This window comes from Leptolyngbya sp. CCNP1308, assembly GCF_034932455.1.
In the GTDB taxonomy this organism is placed as follows: Bacteria; Cyanobacteriota; Cyanobacteriia; order Phormidesmidales; family Phormidesmidaceae; genus Nodosilinea.
In genome coordinates this window covers 21,032-40,439 of sequence record NZ_JAYGIH010000035.1, presented here as the reverse complement: position 1 = coordinate 40,439, position 19,408 = coordinate 21,032, and the positions used below count along the sequence as shown (strand labels likewise).

The window sequence follows — 19,408 nt, the reverse complement described above, 5'->3', positions numbered from 1 at the left end:
AATCTGCTAAAGTCATTGCCCCGTTTTGGCACAGCTATAAATAATCAGTCAGACCTGGATTGAGAAGCCCAGGCATAGTGGCTATACCTGATCAATTGAACAAGTTAAAAATTCGAAATGGTGCGGTCAGTATATTGAGAAAATTGCCTAGAGGATTTGCCACACTGCCCAAATTGTCGGAGAACGTAGCCAGCCCAGAACGCCCCACAATAATGATGTCGTTATTTTGTAGAGTAGGGTTGTTCTCGGCGCTAATGCCCTGGGCAAAATCAATGTTGATTTCCCGTTGGGTCACAGTGCCGTCAGGATTAAGACGTATTAGCCCTACCGAAGTTTCTCTAGCCCGAGTATTAAACCCACCTGCTGCTAAAATCCCTTGGTTTAGAGGTGTATTAGGGGGTACTTCAATAATGCCTCGGTTGGGCACCTCACCCACGACATTGATGCGAATAGTATTGGGAGAAAAGCTGGCAGCAGCAGTTTGAGATGATTCAACTGGGTCAATAGCGGCAGTAGCCGTCGGGATAAATATGGCATCGCCCTCTTGCAAAATAGCATTTTGCCGCAGGTCGCCAGCCTGAAGCATTGCCCACAAATCGACTTGAAATGTTTCTTGGGCACCACTGCGGGTAGTACGCCGCACCTCTACCTGCCGAATATTAGCTAAGGGCTTGATGCCTCCCGCAACCTGAATAGCATCAGTGACCGTAGCAGGCTGACCCGAGCCCCCCTCTCCTCCAGGTAGCCCTGCATCACCTGTACGAGTTGAGCCTCCCCGCAACCGGTAAGGCCCAGGACGAAACACTTCGCCAATTACCGCGATGTTGACCGGCTGGGCGACATCGGCTGCAAAACTGGAGGTAGCCAGCAGTGGGCCTTCCTCCAGGGGTACCACCGTCGATGGAATGATAATGCTGTCGCCGTCCCTTAGGGTCAGATCTTGGTTGAGGTCGCCTGCACTCACTAAATCCCAGAGATTGGCGGTTATTAGCTGAGTTTGGCCATTCTGTTGCCGACGAATTTGCACGTTGCGCAAATCGGCGCTCTGGGTAATGCCCCCAGCCAACTCAAATAGCTCAGTTAGCTTAGGATAGGTTTCGCTGCCAAGACTGTAGGTGCCAGGGCGGTTGATCTCACCAGCTACTCCGATCACTAGCGGTCGGCGGCTGAGAATATTTAGGGTGACTAGGGGCCGTCTCAGCACTTGGCTATAGCGGCTAGAAATTAGGGCAGTGGCCTGGTCAACGGTCAACCCTTGTACCATCACTGGCCCTACTAAGGCCAAGTTGAGGCTGCCGTCTACCTGCACTTCGTAATCGCCGCTGTAATCAGGCAAGCGAAACAGACTGATCCTGACTTGATCCCCAGCACCTAAACTATAGGCCTGGTTTACTGCGGGCGGAGACAATGGACGAGAACTGGCCGAGGGTGGCTGCCTAGGCGCTACTTCAGTGTCAAGTCTCACTGAGCCAGACACCGCAGGCCCTCCTGGCATTCTTTGGGCTGTGCCAGCTTTGGGCCACAATCCTTCCATGCCAAAAAGCATGAGTCCAAGGCTAACAACCAGGCCAGAGTGCGACCCAACGCGCTGTAGCCTGGTGATCAGGAGAGTAATCATGCAAAACCTCTGTCATAGTCGGTAACGTACCCTGTGCTCCTCCTCCCAATATCCGTGGAGTCTCGGAGAAATCCGTATAGATTTCAGAAATACCAGTAAACCTACTGAACACTTCACACGAACTTTGTAAACAAAAGCAAACTGCTAAGATATGCTGATTGGAGACCGCAAATTTACTGAAATGGAGCTAGCTCATTGGTCTTCTGTTATCCTGCAGGCTGAGCATTTCTTGGTTGGATGGCCCTGCTTGGCCTATTCAGATCCTCAAGTGTCTTGCTTTGCGGTGTGTTTGAACAATCGTTCTCAAGTGGCAGACTGCTTTTTCTCGTTGACCTTTAAAGCAAGTGCAGCAAGAAGTAGCAGGGTTCCACAGGTCAGCTCATGCATCTATTTTTTCTAGGGTTTCATCTCTCTGTTTAAGGGCGTTATGGCCCAATCTTATAGCTTCTGCCAGGAGCCCACCTAGCAGGGATATCTACCAACTGCTACTTTTCTCACATCAGGAGAATGTCAATTAGGAACTTTTTCAATCACCAACCTGTCTTTCGTAGACATAATGGCTGCTGAACCTGTCTGAATACAAAGTAGATAAGGTGCCTAGTTAACAGATCTCTCCCTCCAGATACAGAGGTTTGTTAAAGGGTAATCAGGTATTCTAGATAACATTAGCTGAAAGCCTGAAAAGTTTCTAGAAATGCTCTAGCTTCCAAAAGGCATCTAGTTAACAGATTTCTTCCTCCAGATACAGAGGTCTGTTTACTGGCGGTTAAGTATTCTAGATAACAATTTGAGTCTTGCAGTAGGCGATCGCGATTTTTGGAAACCGAGTAAATACTGTTTTTATCCGGAAGACTGAAAAATCCTTAGAAGATTGCTTTAGTTTCGAGATTATTATCGACTTTATGCTCAACAATCAGCTCAATGCAGCGGTTGTTCGTAGACCTAGAGTCAATAATATTTGAGGGTGTTCTCTACCTAAAACTTAAGCTCAAACATGCTGCTATAGCTTTAGCGAACTTACCCTGAACTGTACCCATTTTCCAATCAGCACAGAAACCTGAAAATCTTTGATTAAGAACTCTAGATAAAGCGACCTCCACACACATATTTGCTGTGGAGACTGAGCTTTGCTGGATTTAATAGGTGTTTAAATCTCCAAACAGGAGGAGCACCTGTAGTCTTTTTCAACGCCCCTAGAAAACGATTGGTCTAATAAAGGATTAAACAGATGAGTGTAGCAATAATCACCGGATCAGCCGGACTGATTGGTTCTGAAGCTGTACGTTTTTTCAGCAGTATAGGTATGCATGTTGTCGGTATTGACAATGACATGCGCAAGCAGTTCTTTGGAGAAGAAGCCTCCACCGAGTGGAACTGTGCTCAGCTAAAAAAGGATATCAAAGACTACGACCACTACGATGTAGACATTAGAGACTATTCGAGCGTACGAAAAATCTTTGAAACCTTTGGAAAAGATATAGAAATCATTATTCATACCGCCGCTCAACCGTCCCACGATTGGGCCGCTAGAGATCCTCTGACCGATTTCTCGATCAACGCCAACGGCACCCTTCATCTCTTGCAGGCCGCCCGCGATCTTGCACCAGAAAGTTCGTTTATTTTTACATCAACAAATAAAGTCTATGGCGATCTGCCTAACTATTTACCCCTCATTGAGCAGGAAAGTCGCTGGGAAATTGATGCCTCTCATCGCTATCACCAGGGCATTGCCGAAGATATGAGCATTGACCAGTGCAAACACTCTCTATTTGGGGCTTCTAAAGTAGCTGCTGACGTGCTGGTGCAGGAGTATGGCCAATATTTTGGTATGAAAACCGCTTGCTTTAGGGGTGGATGCTTGACTGGCCCAAATCATTCTGGCACCCAGCTTCACGGTTTTTTGGCCTACTTAATGAAGTGTGCCATGACTGAAACCCCCTATAAGATATTTGGCTACAAGGGTAAACAGGTGCGTGACAATATACATTCCTCAGACTTGATTGCAGCTTTCTATGAATTTTATAAAAATCCTAAGTCTGCTGAGGTCTATAACATTGGTGGTGGTCGTGAAAGCAACTGCTCAATGTTGGAGGCAATTGATCTGTGCCAAAAAATTACTGGGAAAGAGATGCATTACTCATACGTTGAAGACAATCGCATCGGCGATCATATTTGGTACATCAGTGATCTCACAAAATTTAAGGAGCATTACCCCAACTGGTCAATCAAGTATGATGTCAATGCGATTTTGTCTGAGATTTTTGAAAAGAACACCGAGCGGTGGAGCTAGCATATTTTGCTAGCTTAGTTTTCCAGGGTATCAAGGGTTGCTTCTTCCACTCTATCTGTACTCAGAAGAGTCATTGTCAAGGGAAAATAACACGCTTCTGCTTGCCACTAGGAGTATCTCTAATGATCAACAAAGGAAAGCACTCCGTCTTAGGAGTCAATGTGCATGCTGTCGATCTAGAATACGCGGTTTCTAAAATAGTTTCTGCCGCAGAAAACAAGCAGCCCTGTGCAACTAGTGCCCTCGCTGTCCATGGCGTTATGACCGGTTTTTTTGACAAAATTCATCGAGGACGGTTAAACGCTCTTGATTTAATCGTCCCTGATGGGCAGCCGGTACGCATGGCTTTGCAGTGGTTATATGGACATAAACTGCCCAATCGAATTGCTGGAGCCGATCTCACCACAGGGGTCGCTCGGGCTTTTGCCCAAAAAGGTTTGAAGGTTTATTTGTATGGCAGCAAACCCGACGTGCTAAAGGATTTTGCTAAGGGATTGAGAAAAGAGTTTCCTGGACTGCAAATTGTAGGACAAGAGCCGTCTAAATTTCGCCGTCTAACGGAGCAAGAACGCTTGGAAGTAGTATCACGCATTAAGGCATCTGGTGCCGATGCGGTGTTTGTTGGGTTGGGCTGCCCTCGGCAAGAGGTCTGGGCCTACGAGTATCGTGAGCTTTTGGGGATGCCAATTCTTGCTGTTGGTGCCGTGTTTGACTTTTTTGCTGGTAACCTACCCCGAGCGCCTCAGTTTTGTCAGGACTATTGCCTGGAATGGTTCTATCGTTTGATTCAAGAACCCAAACGGTTGTGGCAGCGGTACCTGGTACTAGGGCCAATCTACATTGCTAACATTTTGATGCAGGGAGTTGGCATCAAGGCATTTCCGCCCACGATGCCCGATGGTAGCGAAAAGCTTGAATCATTTGGATAAAGCAGTATGAAAGGATCTGTTAACGATGCTGGCCACCATTTCATAATGGGAACCTCTTGAAGGTTTTTGGTTTGGCATCGTTGATGGCCTCATGCGGCTAATTTTAGTGGAGCAGCGCAATCTTCAGGACTTCGATATAAGTCGAATTTGAAGGTCTAGTAGATATATGTTTCGTCTCCCATTCTCTTCCTTCAAAACAGAATTATCTGTTCTCGAAAAGGAGCTTACTGTTCCAGAGAGTATTTATTCTTCGCCTACTCACCCGTCGGTCACTTCTTTTTTCAAGCGATGCTTTGATTTAATTGGTGGATTGGTAGGGCTGCTGGCGGCTTTGGTTTTGACGGTTCCTATTGCGATCGCCATTCAGCTAGATAACCCTGGGCCAGTTTTTTACAGTCAAATACGGTGTGGTTATCGCGGACGGCCATTTCGCATTTGGAAATATCGGTCTATGGTTGTCAATGCCGACGATCTCAAGCATCAGGTAACTAATCAGGCCGAAGGACTGATCTTTAAGAACCACAATGATCCGCGAGTTACTCGGGTGGGGCGATTCTTGCGGCGAACCAGCCTAGACGAATTTCCCCAGTTTTGGAATGTGCTTAAAGGAGACATGAGTTTAGTGGGTACCCGCCCGCCTACGTGGGAGGAAGTCAGCCAGTATGAACCCCATCACTGGCAAAGGCTCAACGTCAAACCCGGACTAACCGGCAAGTGGCAAGCACAGGGCCGTTCTTCGGTGAAAGATTTTGAGGCTATTGTCAAAATGGACTTAGACTACCAAGCCCAGTGGTCTCTTCGGCACGATGTGCATTTGATTTTGCAAACCATTGGCGCAGTAGTGCTTAGTCGGGGTGCATGCTAATCTACCAGACTAGTATGATTGCTCTTTTCAGTTCAGCCTCCTAGCTTAGCAGGGGGCTGAATTATTTCTGGGATAAGGCTATAGTTAGAGCGTTTGTGCCTGTTAACTAACAGCTAGTACTCAGTGTTAAGGGCTGGCTAAAATGGATTGAGTTGTCTGTAACACTGAGGGTTAGAAGCTGTGTTTGTGGCTTCAAACACAGCTTCTATTTACGCTGAAAGAGGAAGGCTAAAAGCTATCTGATATATCTCCTGGTATTTCTAGGCGACTTGGCCTACGAAGCTACTCAGGGGAACAGTTACCTCTAATTTGTTTCAATCTGGTAGATTACAGGCTTGTCTAACGATTAGCTCTTTGCTAACCGTACTTTTTATTGGAGAAATTAAGCTTTATTCTAAAGTCAAGTTCAGAAAGATAGAGTAATACTGTATCAATGAAAATAACAATACCCAGCATTTCGAAAGTTTCTTCAAACAAGATGCTAATAGCTGTGTTAATTCCAGCGTACACCAGTACAGACTCTAGCATTTCGACTCCAATAGCTCCACCTAAAAAGACTAACCCAGCTAAGCAAAGACGCGACGAGTACCGTAAGGGAAGGCGCTTCAGGAAGGGAAGGTATGAACAACCAATAACTATGACAAGTGGGATATAAGCAAGATACCAACGGTAGTATAGAACGCCCGTACCACGACCTAAATAGTTTTCTAAAAGCACGCCAATGATGCCCTCGTGAATTTGTGCGGCTTCATCGATGCTCATAAGCAGCAATCCGACCGAGAGACCTACCCAGTAACGACTCATTCGTTTTTTTTGCGGCACATCGTGACGTGAAACGAGCAAGCAGAGCCCGGCTGCAAGCAAAAGGTTTAGAGCCGAAATATATGTCGGGAAATTGGCCTCTTGACCCATGCTGAAAAACTTGAAGACCCCTACAAAGGGTGTATTTGCAATATCAAACAAGTAAGACAATGCATGAACAACAATGTGCCCGGCTGCGGCTAAAGCAACTGCGCCGATCAGGAAGAGGGAGGTGTGATGGAAGTAAACTGCTATCTCTGTGGACTCGCTGAAAGTTTTTTGCATGACTTGTACTTGATTAAGGGGGGCAATAAGGTAATGCAGTGGCACAATCGCACCCGCAATGAGTAATAGCCGTTTGTCGCCATCCCTAGTCTAGGGATGATGGTGGCTATTTTTACCTTACGTTTACCTTTCCTTAACCTGTCGTCCGGACAATACTCTAAAATTTCTGAAATTTCAGATCAGGACATTTTTAAGATTTTGATACAGATTTCACCAAACCTTTAATCCTCTAAAAACCTTGCGATTGTCATTGATATTTCCGGGGCGAACACTTTAGCCTTGTAAAGTAAAATAACAAGCCTAGTAAAAAGTATTTTGAATACTGCCAGCAGACATATCCCCAATTTGTTCGACGAGTCGCCAGGAAATATTTAAAGACCATTGGCTAGTTAGCCACAAAACAATCCTGTAAATTGTTCGATAAAATAGGATCTGGGTAAAATACTGGAGTTATTCCGTGGGAACTTATTCGTTAAATACTATTCTTTAATTGTAAGCAAATTAATCTTTTTACTAAAACAGGTCTAGTGCTATTAAAATCTAAACGTCGCAATGACCAAATAACTTAATAGCTACTGCAAGGATTTAAAATGAGTTTACAAAAAAAAGTTGCTAAAGGTGTTTTTTGGTCTGCCATCGAAAGCTGGGGGAGGCAACTATTTTCATTTATTGTTTTTTCATTATTAGCACGTCTCTTAACACCAGATGCCTTTGGAATCGTTGCGCTAGCAAGCGTTTTTCTTGGTTTTTTACAATTATTTCTGAATCAGGGAGTAGGGCAAGCTATTATTCAATCTAACAACCTTGATGACGCAGATCTAAACACTGCCTTCTGGGCTAATGTTTCTTTGAATGGAATTTTAACTATAGTTGGATTTTCAATAGCTAGTTTTGCCGCTACTTTTTTTGATGAGCCTGCATTAACACCTATTATACAAGCGTTATCTTTAACATTTTTGTTAAGTGGCTTTGGCAATATTCAACAGGCTTTGCTAGAAAAAGAATTGCAATTTAGGGCTCTTGCAATTCGCTCAGTAATAGCCATTTTTCTTAGCGGAATTGTCGGAATAGTTATGGCATTTAGGGGTTATGGAGTTTGGAGTTTGGTTGGTCAGCAACTCACCAATAGCCTCTTTCAAGTAGTCATTCTTTGGTGCTTGAGTGACTGGAAGCCTGGATTTAGATTTTCCCTAAAAAATTCAAATATGCTAATTGAGTTTGGCATAGGTGAAATCGGATTTAAAACATTCGATTATTTTAGCCGTCGAGGCGACGACCTAGTTATTGGTTATTTTTTAGGTTCTACAGCGCTAGGGTATTACACAGTAGCCTACAAAATTCTCCTGGTTATGACTCAACTGCTCATAACAGTTACTAGTAAAATAGCTCTACCTGCTTTTTCTAAAATACAGGGTGATAAAGAGCGGCTGAGGCGTTCTTTCTATACTGCAACTCAAATGACGAGTTTAGTAGCTATGCCAGCTTTTTTAGCTGTATCAGTACTTTCAAAGCAACTGATTGAAGTAGTCTTTGGTTCTCAGTGGTTACCTAGTGCACCAGTCATGAGTGTTTTAGCTCTAGTTGGGGTTTTGCAATCTGTATCGTACTTTAACAACTCAGTAATTTTAGCTTTAGGAAAACCCTATTGGAGACTAGGGTTTATGAGTGCTAGCGGGGTAACAAATATATTAGCCTATCTGATTACAGTGCAATGGGGTATTTTGGCTGTTGCTTCGGCTTATGTTATTCGTGCCTATCTATTCTCACCTATCCCATTAATTATGATTAAAAAATTAATGGATATTCAATTCTCAACTTATTTTAAAAATTTAAGGTGTGCATTCTTTTCATCGTTGGCAATGATTCTAATAATAGTTCTAACAAGGGCTTTATTGATTGATGTTGTTTCAACAAGACTAGTCCTTGGAATTTGCATTGCATCTGGGTCTCTTTCATATATCGGATCTATTTATTTGTTCTCACCCGATGTACTTCAAAAGATATTCTCATTAGCAAGTTCAACAATTCCAAAAAAAACTTAGGGTTTAGTGATGTTTTGCCAGATGATGTATTTCTAATTTTGGAAGTTTATTGACAAAAACTATCTTGAAAAGCTTGCCTAGATTTTGCACGAATGAGGGCTATTCCTGCCAATAAAGGTGTTGCAAAAAACTTTTGGAAAGCAGATAAAAGAATTAGATTTTTAAGTAATATATTCTAGCCTGAGGTTCAAAGAAAATGGTCGCGTTTATTTCTAAAGCCATGACAGCTAACCTTAAAGCACCTTTTTCAAAGGCGACTATGAAGAAGGTGCTGGAAAAACATTTAATGCAGATCGCAGTGCGGTCTCGTTTCTTAAGTTCTCTCTACTATGTAGCATTCTCAAAAGCGTTTGGCCGAGAAAATCAAGCTTGCATTTATGGCAAAATTCAGTATCAAAAAAATCTTCACTCTAATGATGAAGACAGTTATCTTCTGAGACGAAATATTCATCGGATCGAAAAAGGAATTTTAATGCGGCCTAGGAGAAGTATCTTTGCAGCAGATTATATTGCTGAAACTTTTCAGGCTTACAAAACAATGCTGGCAAAAAGTAATGATCTTCAGAATGAGGAATTGAGGTGGGCTCATGATGTACTGTCAGAGTACTTTTCAATTGTCGGTTCAGAACCTGGAATTGATATATGTCGTCAAGAATTCCTATCTTTGAAATCCCTTGGATTTAGTGATTCACTCAAAATTCCTTATGAGCGGGGCAGCTCTGATGAACTATCAGTCAGCTACGAAAATATACTGAAGCTGTCTGTTCGACGCAGATCTGTTAGATGGTATTTGCAAAAACCAGTTCCACGAGACTTGATTGATCAAGCAATTACAATTGCAGCTCTTGCCCCTAGTGCTTGTAATCGGCAACCATTTGAGTTTAGGATTTTTGACGATCCACAATTAGTCAAGCAAATCTCCTCTATACCCATGGGGACTAAAGGTTTTTCCGAAAACTTCCCAGCGGTTATTGTAGTTGTCGGCAAACTCAGGGCTTATTTTAGTGAAAGAGATAGGCATATTATTTATATTGATGCTGCCTTAGCATCAATGTCTCTAATGTATGCATTAGAAACTTTAGGTCTGGGATCTTGCCCTATTAACTGGCCAGATATTGAGTCAAAGGAAAAGCAAATGGCAGATTTGATTAACTTAGAACTTGATGAAAGACCTGTAATGCTGATTTCGCTAGGCTATCCAGATCCTAGCGGAATGATTGCTTTTTCGCAGAAAAAATCTTTGAATCAATTGAGGAGATATAACTGAGTGCTAATTCAGAGAAACAGTTTGGAACGGCTAGGAAAAATATTAATTTATTAGTTAGTTAGTCGTTAGCGTTCAGTCTTAGTGAAATCAAAGCTTATCCAGATCGGCATATTTATAATAGAGGCCTAGTAATGATTACTGAAATTCGAGGCGTTCAGTTTGAGAACAAAGGTGCTGAGCTAATGCTTTATGCAGTAGTTCAGCAACTTAAAGAGTGGGATGAAAAAAACGTTGTTGCCATGAGGGCAAAAGTTGGCAGCTATAGTCAAAGAGCCCAGGCAGGCGTATCTCAATTACTTTGGTCAGATAAAACCTTTCCCATTATTGGCTCTTCTCCTAACCTAGCTCTAAATCTAATTCCCCAAAAAACAAAAGACAGATTAGGCCTTGTCACTTACTCCCAAATAGATGCAGTCCTTGATGCATCTGGGTTCAACTACTCAGACCAATGGGGACTTGAGAAAACAAACACTATGCTAGATCTTGCTGTAAGGTGCAAAAAAGCAGGGAAGAAAGTTATCTTTTTGCCTCAAGCCTTTGGCCCTTTCAAAGATCCGGCAATTCGCAAGTCTTTTTCTAAAGTCTTATCTTATAGCGACCTGATCTTTGCAAGAGACGATATTTCTTACAAATATCTGATTGATATTGGCGGCGATTCATCTAAAATCAAAATGTCGCCTGACTTCACAAATCTCTTGAAAGGCATTCCACCTGAAAACCTGCCTCAAGATATACACAAAAGAGTCTGTGTTATTCCAAATATACGAATGACAGACAAAACTTCTGACAAGGTTAGTGGAGCTTATTTCCATTTTCTAGAATCTAGCATAAAGATTACTCGTGCTAAAGGATTAAACCCGCTAATAGTAGTCCATGAAACTTGTGATATTGAACTAGCTAAAGCTTTGCAAAATAGGTTTGATCCATCATTAGAAATTATCATAGAAAAAAATCCCTTACGTCTTAAGGGTTTGATAGGTAAATCTTATGCGGTTATAGGCTCAAGATTCCACGGTTTGATTAATGCTCTATCGCAGGGCGTACCTTGTGTTGCCACCGCTTGGAGCCATAAGTATCACATGCTGATGAAGGATTACGATTGCTTCGAGTGTTTGTTAACCGATGTAGATGTTGATAATGAAATCGAGCAAAAGATTAATATTGTTACTGATGAAAGTTTGCGCGATGAATTAGTGAAGAAAATTCAGACTTCCTCACTTAAACAGAAAGATGCGGCCCGCTCTATGTGGGGCGAAGTCAAAAATTTGCTCTACTGATTTATCTCAGCCTCGCTAGAAACTAGCGAGGCTGAAGCTTATCATTTCAAGCAAATTTCTATTTTGAACCAAAAATTATCCAGCATTACTTTCTACTTACGTTCATGAGCAGATCTGCGTTGAAACCACCCTTAGTAAGCATTCTAATTAATAACTATAATTATGAAAATTTTTTGCCAACTGCTATTGATAGTGCTCTAAATCAAACTTATTCAAATGTTGAGGTTGTGGTTGTTGATGACGGATCAACAGATAGATCTCGCCAACTGATCAACCAATATGGTGACCGAATTATTTCTGTTTTTAAGAAAAATGGTGGACAGGCATCTGCTCTTAACGCAGGGTTTGCTGCAAGTAAGGGCGAAATAATTTGCCTCTTAGATGCTGACGATATATTTTTGCCTGAGAAAGCATCTCAAGTAGTAGCTATTTTTCAATCTGATTCTGACATCGATTGGGTATTTACGGAATCTGCTCCTGTCGAAACTAGTGATATTTTGCCAAACAAGCTAGAGGATCTTTTTGCCTCTATTCGAAGTCAATCATCTGTGGAAAATCTGGGCAAGATAAATTTTAGCAAGAGTATCTTGAAGGGAAAATTGCCTGATTTTACGCCTTCTACCTCAAATTTATGTTTCTCTCATAAGTTGCTGGGCACATTGTTTCCTCTACCCGAAATTAAGGGCCTTTCGGGAGTCGCGATTTCTGACCTATACATCAAGATTCTAGCGGTTGGTCTTGGCACAGGTTATGTTTCTAAAGAAAATCTAGGCATATATAGGTTTCACAATAATTACTATAAAAATCTTGACCTAAGCAAAAAGCGTAGAATGTTTGGAGAAATCAACACGACTACTGGTTACTGGATCTCGAAAAACTTTCCGGAATTCAGAGCTATTAGTCAGAAGATCTTAGGAAAGGGTTTTGCTACATATCTGAGCAGTACCTATACAACCCAACAGGTTGCCGATGCCGATTGTCAGGCAATGCTAGATGATTATCTAAGCTCTTCTTCGATTTTCGATAGGCTAAAAACTACTCTAATTATTTTCTACTATAGGATTCGACTTAAGTTCAAAAATTTTGTGTAGCTTTAGGCGCTTGAGGGGCATTTAGTAAATGTATTCGATTCAGCCTGCTTTTGTTTCTATTATTATTCCAGTCTTTAACGACAATCAGCATTTACAGATCTGCTTAGAGGCTATTGCTCAACAGACCTACCCGTCTGAGCACTATGAAATTATTGTTGTTGATAATAATTCTAAGGAAGACGTTAGCAGTGTTACGGCTCTATTTGAAAACGTTGTTTTAATCCATGAGCCTTCCCCCGGCTCTTATATTGCTCGCAATCGAGGTATTGAAGTAGCCAGAGGAGAGATCATTGCTTTTACTGATGCAGACTGCATACCTGAACCAGCCTGGTTAGCCAATGGTGTTAAGGCTTTGCAGAGTGAGCCTAATGTAGGGCTAGTGGCGGGTCACATCGAATTGTTTGTGAGCGATTCCAACTATCCTAACCCCTTTGAGCTATACGAAACTATTGCTCTAGCCTTTCCCCAAGACCAGTTTTTGGCCAACGATAACTTTGGCGTAACAGCTAACCTGCTGACCTTCAAGCACATTCTGGATGCTGTTGGCCTGTTTGATGAAACGCTCAAATCTGGAGGCGACAAGCAGTGGGGCCAGAGGGTGTTTGCGGCGGGCTACAAGCAGCTATATGCCGAAGATGCACGGGTTAACCACCCGGCCCGAGACACGTGGGATGCTCTTCGCAAGCGAGCCGTGCGAATTATTGGGGGTCGATATGATGTACTTAAGTCAAACCGCCCGTCTGCAATAGCTTTACTGACCGACCTAGTTATTTTTCTCAAGCCGCCGTTTAGATTCTTTCTGCGGACCTGGCAAGACACCCGCCTTAAAGGGCCTAGGCAGAAATTTCAGTTTACGGTGGTCATGCTGCGGCTGCGGTGGGTTGCCATCCAAGAACGCTTTCGGTTGCAGTTTGGAGGGGGTGTTTCGGAACGGGGATAGTCGTTGCTGTCAAGGTATTTAGGCTTGACCCAGTTGAGTATTTACTCGCAGGTAAACGATAACTTTGGGCTCGATCAAGGTTTAGAGGTATTAGCAAGGCAATAGAGCAGATGCTTTTAGTCAGCATTATTATCAATAACTATAATTACGGCAGTTTTCTGCCCCAAGCGATTGATAGCGCTCTCGCTCAGACCTATTCGCACGTTGAGGTTGTTGTAGTTGACGACCTCTCTAGCGATAACTCGCGCGACATTATTGCTGGGTATGGCGATCGCATCATTCCTGTACTCCACACCACCAACGGTAAGCAGGGGGCGGCCTTTAACAGCGGCTTTGCCAAGAGCCAGGGCGACATCATTATTTTTCTCGATGCCGACGACTATCTCTACCCCCATGCCGTCGAAAATATTGTCGCCGTCTGGCAGCCTACCCTGGCAAAAGTTCATTACCGCCTAGATGTAGTTGACACAGAGGGGCAGCCACGGGGAATTTCCTACCCCCAGGGTGGGCCTCTAGACAGCGGCAGCATTCGTCAGTCGGTGCTGAGGGTGGGCACCTATGTGGGCGTACCCACCAGCGGCAACGCCATCGGTCGCCAGGCGCTGGCCCAGGTCACCCCCATCCCTGCCGAATTTACTACGACATCTGACGATTATCTGTCGGTGCTGATTCCGCTTTTTGGTGAGGTGGCGGCGGTTGAAACTCCCCTGGGGGCCTATCGCATTCACACCAGCAACCAGTGGGCCATGACCCAGGTGACCAGCGATCGCTTCCACCGCATCATTCGACACGATCTTCAGCGCTGCGCCTTAATTAACCAGTACGGAACCCAGCTGGGTTATGACGTATCCGACGATCTCTACATGCGCTTTGTCGGTCGCGTCTGGACGCGGCTAGCGTCGCTCCGGTTTGATCCGACCAGCCATCCGGTGGCCTCCGATCGCCCCCTGGGGCTGACCTGGCTCGGCCTGCGGGCCATTTGGCGCTATTCGTCATTTAACTGGCAAAAGCGGCTGATCTTTAGCGCCTGGTTTACGTGGGTAGGGCTGGCCCCTCGACCGCTGGCCAAGCCCGTGATTGTTTGGCTCTTTGCGCCCCACCATCGGCCCAAATTTATTAGCTGGTCCCTAACTCGCATTCGCCGACTGGTGAGTAGTCCAGGCTAGTCAATCCGTTTGGTTGTGTCTGCTAACTGTCGTATCTGCTAATTGAGCATATTCACCCGGAGACTCACTATGAACCAACAGCGAAGCAGTCGCGTCGCCTGGCTGCTGCCTTCTATGGGCCGGGGCGGCATCTCCTGGCAGCACATTCTGCGGGAGTTTACTCAAGTCTTCCCTAACACTCGGGTGTTTACCGGGGAATGGGTCGGCTATGTGCCCGGCTTTGAAGATAGCTTTGAGCTACAGACCGTGGGTCGCACTCAGTTTATGGAGACCGGTAAGTCTAACCAGGGTTATGGCTTTGGCTTCTCCTATGCGTCGCCCACAATTATCTATCACCTACTTAAATTTAGGCCCCAGGTGGTGATCACCAATGCCTTCTCGGTGTGGTCAATTTTGGCGCTGCTGTTCAAATTTTTGGGCGGGTGGCGAGTAATTGTCGCCTATGAGGGTGGTTCTCCCAATTCAAACTATGAAACCAATTCTCTGCGCCTGCGATCGCGGCGGTTTATTGTGGCCGGGGCCGATGGCTTTGTCGCCAACAGCCAGGCAGGGAAAGACTACCTAGTCAACGTTTTGGGGGCCAGCCCCGGCAAGATTTTTTGCCGGCCTTTTTTGGTGCCCAGCCTTGATGCCCTGCTGCGATCGCCCCAGGCGGCCCAAGAGCAGTTGCCCGAAACACTGCCCCGGCCCGTTTTTCTCCACGTGGGCCAAATTATTGAGCGCAAAGGGGTAAGAACCCTGCTCGAAGCCTGCCACCGGCTCAAGGCCAAGCACCTGCCCTTCACGCTGCTGCTCATTGGCGACGGTGAGCAGCGCCCCGAGCTCGAAGCCTATACCCAAACCGCTGGTTTAGAGGACGCCATTCACTGGCTGGGCAAAATCGACTACGGCGCTTTGGGCTCCTACTTTAAGCAGGCGGATGTGTTTGTCTTTTCGACCAACGAAGATATTTGGGGCATGGTATTGCCCGAAGCCATGGCCTTTGGCAAAGCCGTACTCTGCTCTAAGGGAGCTGGCGCTGCCGAAATGGTAATACATGGCGAAAACGGCTTTGTTTTCTCGCCCAATCAGCCCCAAGAACTGGCCGACCTGATGGGGCAATTCTTAGAAACCCCGACCCTGGCGACAGCTATGGGGGCAAAATCAGCCGAAATTATGGCAGCCCATACCCCTGCGGCGGCAACCACGATTTTTACCGCCGCCGTTGAGCATGTGCAGAGGGCGGTCTAAGGTTTCAGCCGCCGACATTTACCCTATTTCAGCAGCCCTATTTCAGCAGCAAGGACAGCTAGCCGTCATGCGTGTATTAGTAATTCGCCGAGCGAAGGGGGCTTCCTTTAGCATGGATGTCTATGCCGACGGCCTGATCGAAGGTCTCAGGCAGGCGCGGCCAGACTGGTCAGTTGAAGCGCTAACGCCGTCGTTCTCTGAATACAGCGGCTCCGTTCTCAACCGAATTGACAAATACTTCTGGCGCTACCTGGCCCTACCGCAGCAGGTGTCTCAGCGCGACGACATCGATATTTTTCACGTTATTGACCATAGCGACGGTCACTTTGCCTATAGTTTGCGTCGGGCTCAGCGCCGTGTGGTGGTTACCTGCCACGACCTGATCAACTTTGTTCAGCCCGAAAACATCACCACCCAGGCCCTAGCCCCCTGGGTGAGCACCATGATTTGGAAATATGCCGTGGAGGGCATTTGCAAGGCAGACCACGTAGTTACTGTGTCAAATTACACCGCTAACGACGTTACCAAGGTGTTTGGTCTGAGTACCGATCACATTACTGCGATTCACAATGGGGTCGAGTCAGACTTTCGCCCCTGGCCCGAGCGGGGTGCAGCCCTGCGCCAGCACTATGGCCTGAGCCTAGACACCTTTTGTCTGCTCAACGTGGGGTCTAACCACCCGCGCAAAAATGTGATTACCGCCCTCCAAGCTGTAGCGCTGCTGCATCAGCGCGGCCTGCCGGTGCACTTTCTCAAGGCGGGAGCCGATTTTACCCCCGCCCAAAAAGAATTTATTGATTCTAAAAACCTTTCGGATTGGGTAAGTTACGTCGGTAAACCTAGTAAAGACCAGCTGGTAGATCTCTATAACGCTGCCGACCTGCTGATCGCCCCCTCGCTCTATGAAGGGTTTGGCATCACGGTGTTAGAAGCCATGGCCTGCGGTACTCCGGTGGTTACATCTAATGCAACCGCCCTGCCGGAGGTCGTCGGCACAGCCGGGTTAATGGCCCCCCCTGACGATGTGGAGGCCATGGCCACCGCCGTGATGCAAATGCAGCAAAACCCGGCAGAGTATCGGCAGTTTGTGGAAAAAGGGCTGGCCCATGTTCAAACCTTTACCTGGAAGGCCCACGGTGAGCGAGTGGCCAAGGTCTATGAAAACGTGCTGAGTCAAACCCCATGAAGCCGCTCAAGATTTTAATGTCTGCCTACGCCTGCCAACCCGCCATGGGGTCTGAACCTGGCGTGGGCTGGAATGTCGGGCAAGAACTGGCGAAGTACCATCGGGTTTGGGTGTTGACCCGCCGCAACAATCGGCCTGCGATCGAGGCTGAGCTGTCGGTTCGCCCCAATGCCAATCTCACGTTTCTGTACTGCGACCCACCCGGCCCGGCCCGGTGGCTGCCACCCACCCAGGTGCCCCACTACTACGGCTGGCAAATTGGTGCTTACTTTGCCGCTAAGGCGCTCCTCCAGCAGGTAGATCTCGACCTCATTCACCACGTCACCTACGTCCGCTACTCTACCCCTAGCTTTTTGGCGCTGTTGCCCGTGCCGTTTGTCTGGGGGCCGGTGGGGGGTGGCGAGGCCGCGCCCGCCGCGTTTTGGCAGGGCTTTAGCCGCCGGGGCCAGGGATACGAGGTGCTGCGCAGTCTTATTCACCGTCTGGGCGAGCTAGACCCGTTTACCCAAATGACGGCCCGTCGCAGCGCCTTAACCCAGGCCACCACGGCAGATACCGCCCGGCGGCTGCAACACATCGGCGCTAAAGATGTGCGCATTTCTCCAGCTATTGGCCTTTCGCAGCAAGAGCTACAGCAGCTATCGGCGCTAAAACTTACCTCTGCCCCCAAAGACAGGGTCCGCTTTGTCAGCGTGGCTCGACTGCTGCACTGGAAAGGGCTGCACCTGAGCCTGCGGGCCTTTGCCGAAGCCAATCTAGATGAAGCCGAATACTGGTTTTTGGGTGAAGGCCCCGAGAAACAGCGTCTACAGGCGATCGCCGCTGATTTAGATCTAGGCGATCGAGTCAAGTTTCTCGGCAGTCTACCCCGCGCCGAGGTTTTGGCTCAGCTACAGCAGTGCGACGTGCTGCTGCATCCCAGTCTGCACGAATCGGGCGGGCTGGTCTGCCTTGAGGCTATGGCCGCCGGGCTCCCTGTCATTTGCCTAGATTTGGGCGGGCCCAGTCTTCAGGTCACCGCCGAAACTGGCTGCAAGATTGCGGCCCATAACCCCCAGCAAACGATTCAAGATTTAGCGGCGGCGATCGCCCAGCTGGCCCAAGACCCCCAGCTCAGAACCCAAATGGGCCAAGCGGGGCAGCGCCGAGCGCAGGACACATTTTCTTGGTCAGCTAAGGGGCAAGAGCTAATTCAACACTATGCAGAAATTTGCCGAGAGGTGGCCCCATGCGCATTTTAAGCATTCACAATGTCTATCAAATTCGAGGGGGAGAAGAGGAGTCTCGCGACTCTGAGGAGCGGCTGCTGCGAGAAAACGGCCACATTGTCGATAGCTACGAAGAAACCAACCACGATATTGAACAGTATTCGTCTCTTCAGGTCGCCTTAAAATCAATCTGGTCTCAAAAGTCGTACCGCATTGTCAAAGAAAAACTTAAACGCAATACCTACGATGTGGTTCATGTGCAAAACTTTTTCCCGCTGATTTCTCCATCGGTTTATTATGCGGCCCAGTCTATGGGGGTGCCGGTGGTTCAGACCTTGAGAAACTATCGTCTAATCTGCCCCAACTCTTTGTTTTTTAGGGATGGTCAGGTTTGCGAAGACTGCCTTGGCAAACCCATTCCCTACCCCGGCGTAGTGCATGGATGTTATCGCACCAGCCGCGCCGTTACTGGGGTCACAGCGGCTATGCTGACGAGCCATCGCCTGGCCCGCACCTGGCAGAAACAAGTCGATGTGTTTATTGCATTAACCGATTTTGCAAAGCAGAAAATGATCGAGGGGGGCCTGCCGGCTCAAAAAATTATTGTCAAGCCCAATTTCGTCAATCCTGACCCAGGGCCGGGAAGCGGGGCCGGTAAGTTTGCCCTGTACGTCGGTCGGCTTTCTGTTGAGAAAGGTCTCGATACCTTAATCGAAGCTTGGCGACAGCTAGAGCAGCCCATGCCGCTCAAAATCATTGGCGATGGCCCCCTTGCCCCAGTGGTTGAGCAGGCCGCCCAAGAGCTAGTTGGGGTAGAGTGGCTCGGCAAAAAGCCCATAGCCGAAGTGCACCGTCTGATGGGCGATGCCAGCTTTTTGATCTTTCCATCTAAGTGGTATGAGACCTTTGGTCGCGTGGCCGTGGAAGCGTTTGCCAAGGGAACCCCTGTGATTGCGGCCAACATTGGGGCGATCGCTGAACTGGTCGAGAATGGAGTAACCGGCCTTCATTTCGAGCCTGGCAATGCCCACAGCCTGGCGCAGAGTGTGCAGTGGATGCTTGCCCATCCCGAACATCAGGCCAAAATGCGCCATCAGGCCAGAAAAATCTATTTAGAACGCTACACATCTCGCCAGAACTATGACCAGATTATGGCGATCTACAGGCAAGCTCAACTCAACGCCAATGTTAAGTTAAGTGCTTAAAGCGGGAA

At 46.8% G+C, this 19,408-nt stretch carries 15 protein-coding genes; 13 read left to right on the top strand and 2 right to left on the bottom strand.

What is annotated here, in order from left to right; translation table 11 throughout:
- Positions 1-91: 91 nt before the first annotated feature.
- A complete protein-coding gene (locus tag VB780_RS08625; protein ID WP_323350970.1) occupies positions 92-1,495 on the bottom strand; it encodes a polysaccharide biosynthesis/export family protein in 1,404 nt (467 codons plus the stop codon).
- A 1,351-nt stretch (positions 1,496-2,846) separates the two neighbouring features.
- Between VB780_RS08625 and VB780_RS08620 the strand changes: the two genes are divergently transcribed.
- The 3 genes from VB780_RS08620 (at position 2,847) to VB780_RS08610 (ending at position 5,702) form a co-directional block, all read left to right on the top strand.
- Complete coding sequence (locus VB780_RS08620) at positions 2,847-3,908, top strand: NAD-dependent epimerase/dehydratase family protein (protein WP_323350729.1); 1,062 nt, start codon at positions 2,847-2,849, stop codon at positions 3,906-3,908.
- Between the two features lie 122 nt (positions 3,909-4,030).
- Positions 4,031-4,837 carry a WecB/TagA/CpsF family glycosyltransferase gene (locus VB780_RS08615; protein ID WP_323350728.1) on the top strand — a complete coding sequence of 269 codons (807 nt, stop codon included), beginning with the start codon at positions 4,031-4,033 and terminating at the stop codon, positions 4,835-4,837.
- A 166-nt stretch (positions 4,838-5,003) separates the two neighbouring features.
- Complete coding sequence (locus VB780_RS08610) at positions 5,004-5,702, top strand: sugar transferase (RefSeq protein WP_323350727.1); 699 nt, start codon at positions 5,004-5,006, stop codon at positions 5,700-5,702.
- Positions 5,703-6,059: 357 nt separating this feature from the next.
- On the opposite strand, the gene VB780_RS08605 is transcribed toward VB780_RS08610, so the two are convergent.
- Complete coding sequence (locus tag VB780_RS08605) at positions 6,060-6,833, bottom strand: hypothetical protein (protein WP_323350726.1); 774 nt, start codon at positions 6,831-6,833, stop codon at positions 6,060-6,062.
- Between the two features lie 545 nt (positions 6,834-7,378).
- Here VB780_RS08605 and VB780_RS08600 point away from each other — a divergent pair.
- From VB780_RS08600 to VB780_RS08555, 10 genes are all read left to right on the top strand, one after another.
- Positions 7,379-8,830 carry a lipopolysaccharide biosynthesis protein gene (locus VB780_RS08600; protein ID WP_323350725.1) on the top strand — a complete coding sequence of 484 codons (1,452 nt, stop codon included), beginning with the start codon at positions 7,379-7,381 and terminating at the stop codon, positions 8,828-8,830.
- Positions 8,831-9,050: 220 nt separating this feature from the next.
- Positions 9,051-10,097, top strand: coding sequence for a nitroreductase family protein (locus VB780_RS08595; protein WP_323350724.1), 1,047 nt, complete (start codon positions 9,051-9,053; stop codon positions 10,095-10,097).
- A gap of 131 nt (positions 10,098-10,228) precedes the next feature.
- Positions 10,229-11,374: a polysaccharide pyruvyl transferase family protein gene (locus tag VB780_RS08590; protein ID WP_323350723.1), complete on the top strand. Its 1,146-nt coding sequence runs from the start codon at positions 10,229-10,231 to the stop codon at positions 11,372-11,374.
- A 104-nt stretch (positions 11,375-11,478) separates the two neighbouring features.
- Complete coding sequence (locus VB780_RS08585) at positions 11,479-12,465, top strand: glycosyltransferase family A protein (protein WP_323350722.1); 987 nt, start codon at positions 11,479-11,481, stop codon at positions 12,463-12,465.
- A gap of 28 nt (positions 12,466-12,493) precedes the next feature.
- Positions 12,494-13,405 (top strand): glycosyltransferase, encoded by a 912-nt coding sequence (locus VB780_RS08580; protein ID WP_323350721.1) that lies wholly within the window; start codon positions 12,494-12,496, stop codon positions 13,403-13,405.
- A gap of 110 nt (positions 13,406-13,515) precedes the next feature.
- On the top strand, positions 13,516-14,571 hold the full coding sequence (locus VB780_RS08575) for a glycosyltransferase family 2 protein (RefSeq protein WP_323350720.1): 1,056 nt from the start codon (positions 13,516-13,518) through the stop codon (positions 14,569-14,571).
- A gap of 69 nt (positions 14,572-14,640) precedes the next feature.
- Complete coding sequence (locus tag VB780_RS08570; RefSeq protein ID WP_323350719.1) at positions 14,641-15,801, top strand: glycosyltransferase family 4 protein; 1,161 nt, start codon at positions 14,641-14,643, stop codon at positions 15,799-15,801.
- A 67-nt stretch (positions 15,802-15,868) separates the two neighbouring features.
- Complete coding sequence (locus VB780_RS08565; RefSeq protein ID WP_323350718.1) at positions 15,869-16,987, top strand: glycosyltransferase family 1 protein; 1,119 nt, start codon at positions 15,869-15,871, stop codon at positions 16,985-16,987.
- On the top strand, positions 16,984-18,228 hold the full coding sequence (locus VB780_RS08560) for a glycosyltransferase (protein WP_323350717.1): 1,245 nt from the start codon (positions 16,984-16,986) through the stop codon (positions 18,226-18,228). Before VB780_RS08565 ends, VB780_RS08560 begins: the two co-directional genes overlap by 4 nt.
- Entirely contained in the window at positions 18,216-19,400 is a 1,185-nt protein-coding gene (locus VB780_RS08555; RefSeq protein WP_323350716.1) for a glycosyltransferase, read from the top strand. The genes VB780_RS08560 and VB780_RS08555 overlap by 13 nt, the downstream gene beginning before the upstream one ends.
- Positions 19,401-19,408 lie beyond the last annotated feature (8 nt).

What these genes read in the sequence shown, in the direction of transcription:
- VB780_RS08625 (WP_323350970.1), bottom strand. Translation starts at nt 1,495, where the DNA reads ATGCCAGGAGGGCCTGCGGTGTCTGGCTCAGTGAGACTTGACACTGAA.
- VB780_RS08620 (WP_323350729.1), top strand. Translation starts at nt 2,847, where the DNA reads ATGAGTGTAGCAATAATCACCGGATCAGCCGGACTGATTGGTTCTGAA.
- VB780_RS08615 (WP_323350728.1), top strand. Translation starts at nt 4,031, where the DNA reads ATGATCAACAAAGGAAAGCACTCCGTCTTAGGAGTCAATGTGCATGCT.
- VB780_RS08610 (WP_323350727.1), top strand. Translation starts at nt 5,004, where the DNA reads ATGTTTCGTCTCCCATTCTCTTCCTTCAAAACAGAATTATCTGTTCTC.
- VB780_RS08600 (WP_323350725.1), top strand. Translation starts at nt 7,379, where the DNA reads ATGAGTTTACAAAAAAAAGTTGCTAAAGGTGTTTTTTGGTCTGCCATC.
- VB780_RS08595 (WP_323350724.1), top strand. Translation starts at nt 9,051, where the DNA reads ATGACAGCTAACCTTAAAGCACCTTTTTCAAAGGCGACTATGAAGAAG.
- VB780_RS08590 (WP_323350723.1), top strand. Translation starts at nt 10,229, where the DNA reads ATGATTACTGAAATTCGAGGCGTTCAGTTTGAGAACAAAGGTGCTGAG.
- VB780_RS08585 (WP_323350722.1), top strand. Translation starts at nt 11,479, where the DNA reads ATGAGCAGATCTGCGTTGAAACCACCCTTAGTAAGCATTCTAATTAAT.
- VB780_RS08580 (WP_323350721.1), top strand. Translation starts at nt 12,494, where the DNA reads ATGTATTCGATTCAGCCTGCTTTTGTTTCTATTATTATTCCAGTCTTT.
- VB780_RS08575 (WP_323350720.1), top strand. Translation starts at nt 13,516, where the DNA reads ATGCTTTTAGTCAGCATTATTATCAATAACTATAATTACGGCAGTTTT.
- VB780_RS08570 (WP_323350719.1), top strand. Translation starts at nt 14,641, where the DNA reads ATGAACCAACAGCGAAGCAGTCGCGTCGCCTGGCTGCTGCCTTCTATG.
- VB780_RS08565 (WP_323350718.1), top strand. Translation starts at nt 15,869, where the DNA reads ATGCGTGTATTAGTAATTCGCCGAGCGAAGGGGGCTTCCTTTAGCATG.
- VB780_RS08560 (WP_323350717.1), top strand. Translation starts at nt 16,984, where the DNA reads ATGAAGCCGCTCAAGATTTTAATGTCTGCCTACGCCTGCCAACCCGCC.
- VB780_RS08555 (WP_323350716.1), top strand. Translation starts at nt 18,216, where the DNA reads ATGCGCATTTTAAGCATTCACAATGTCTATCAAATTCGAGGGGGAGAA.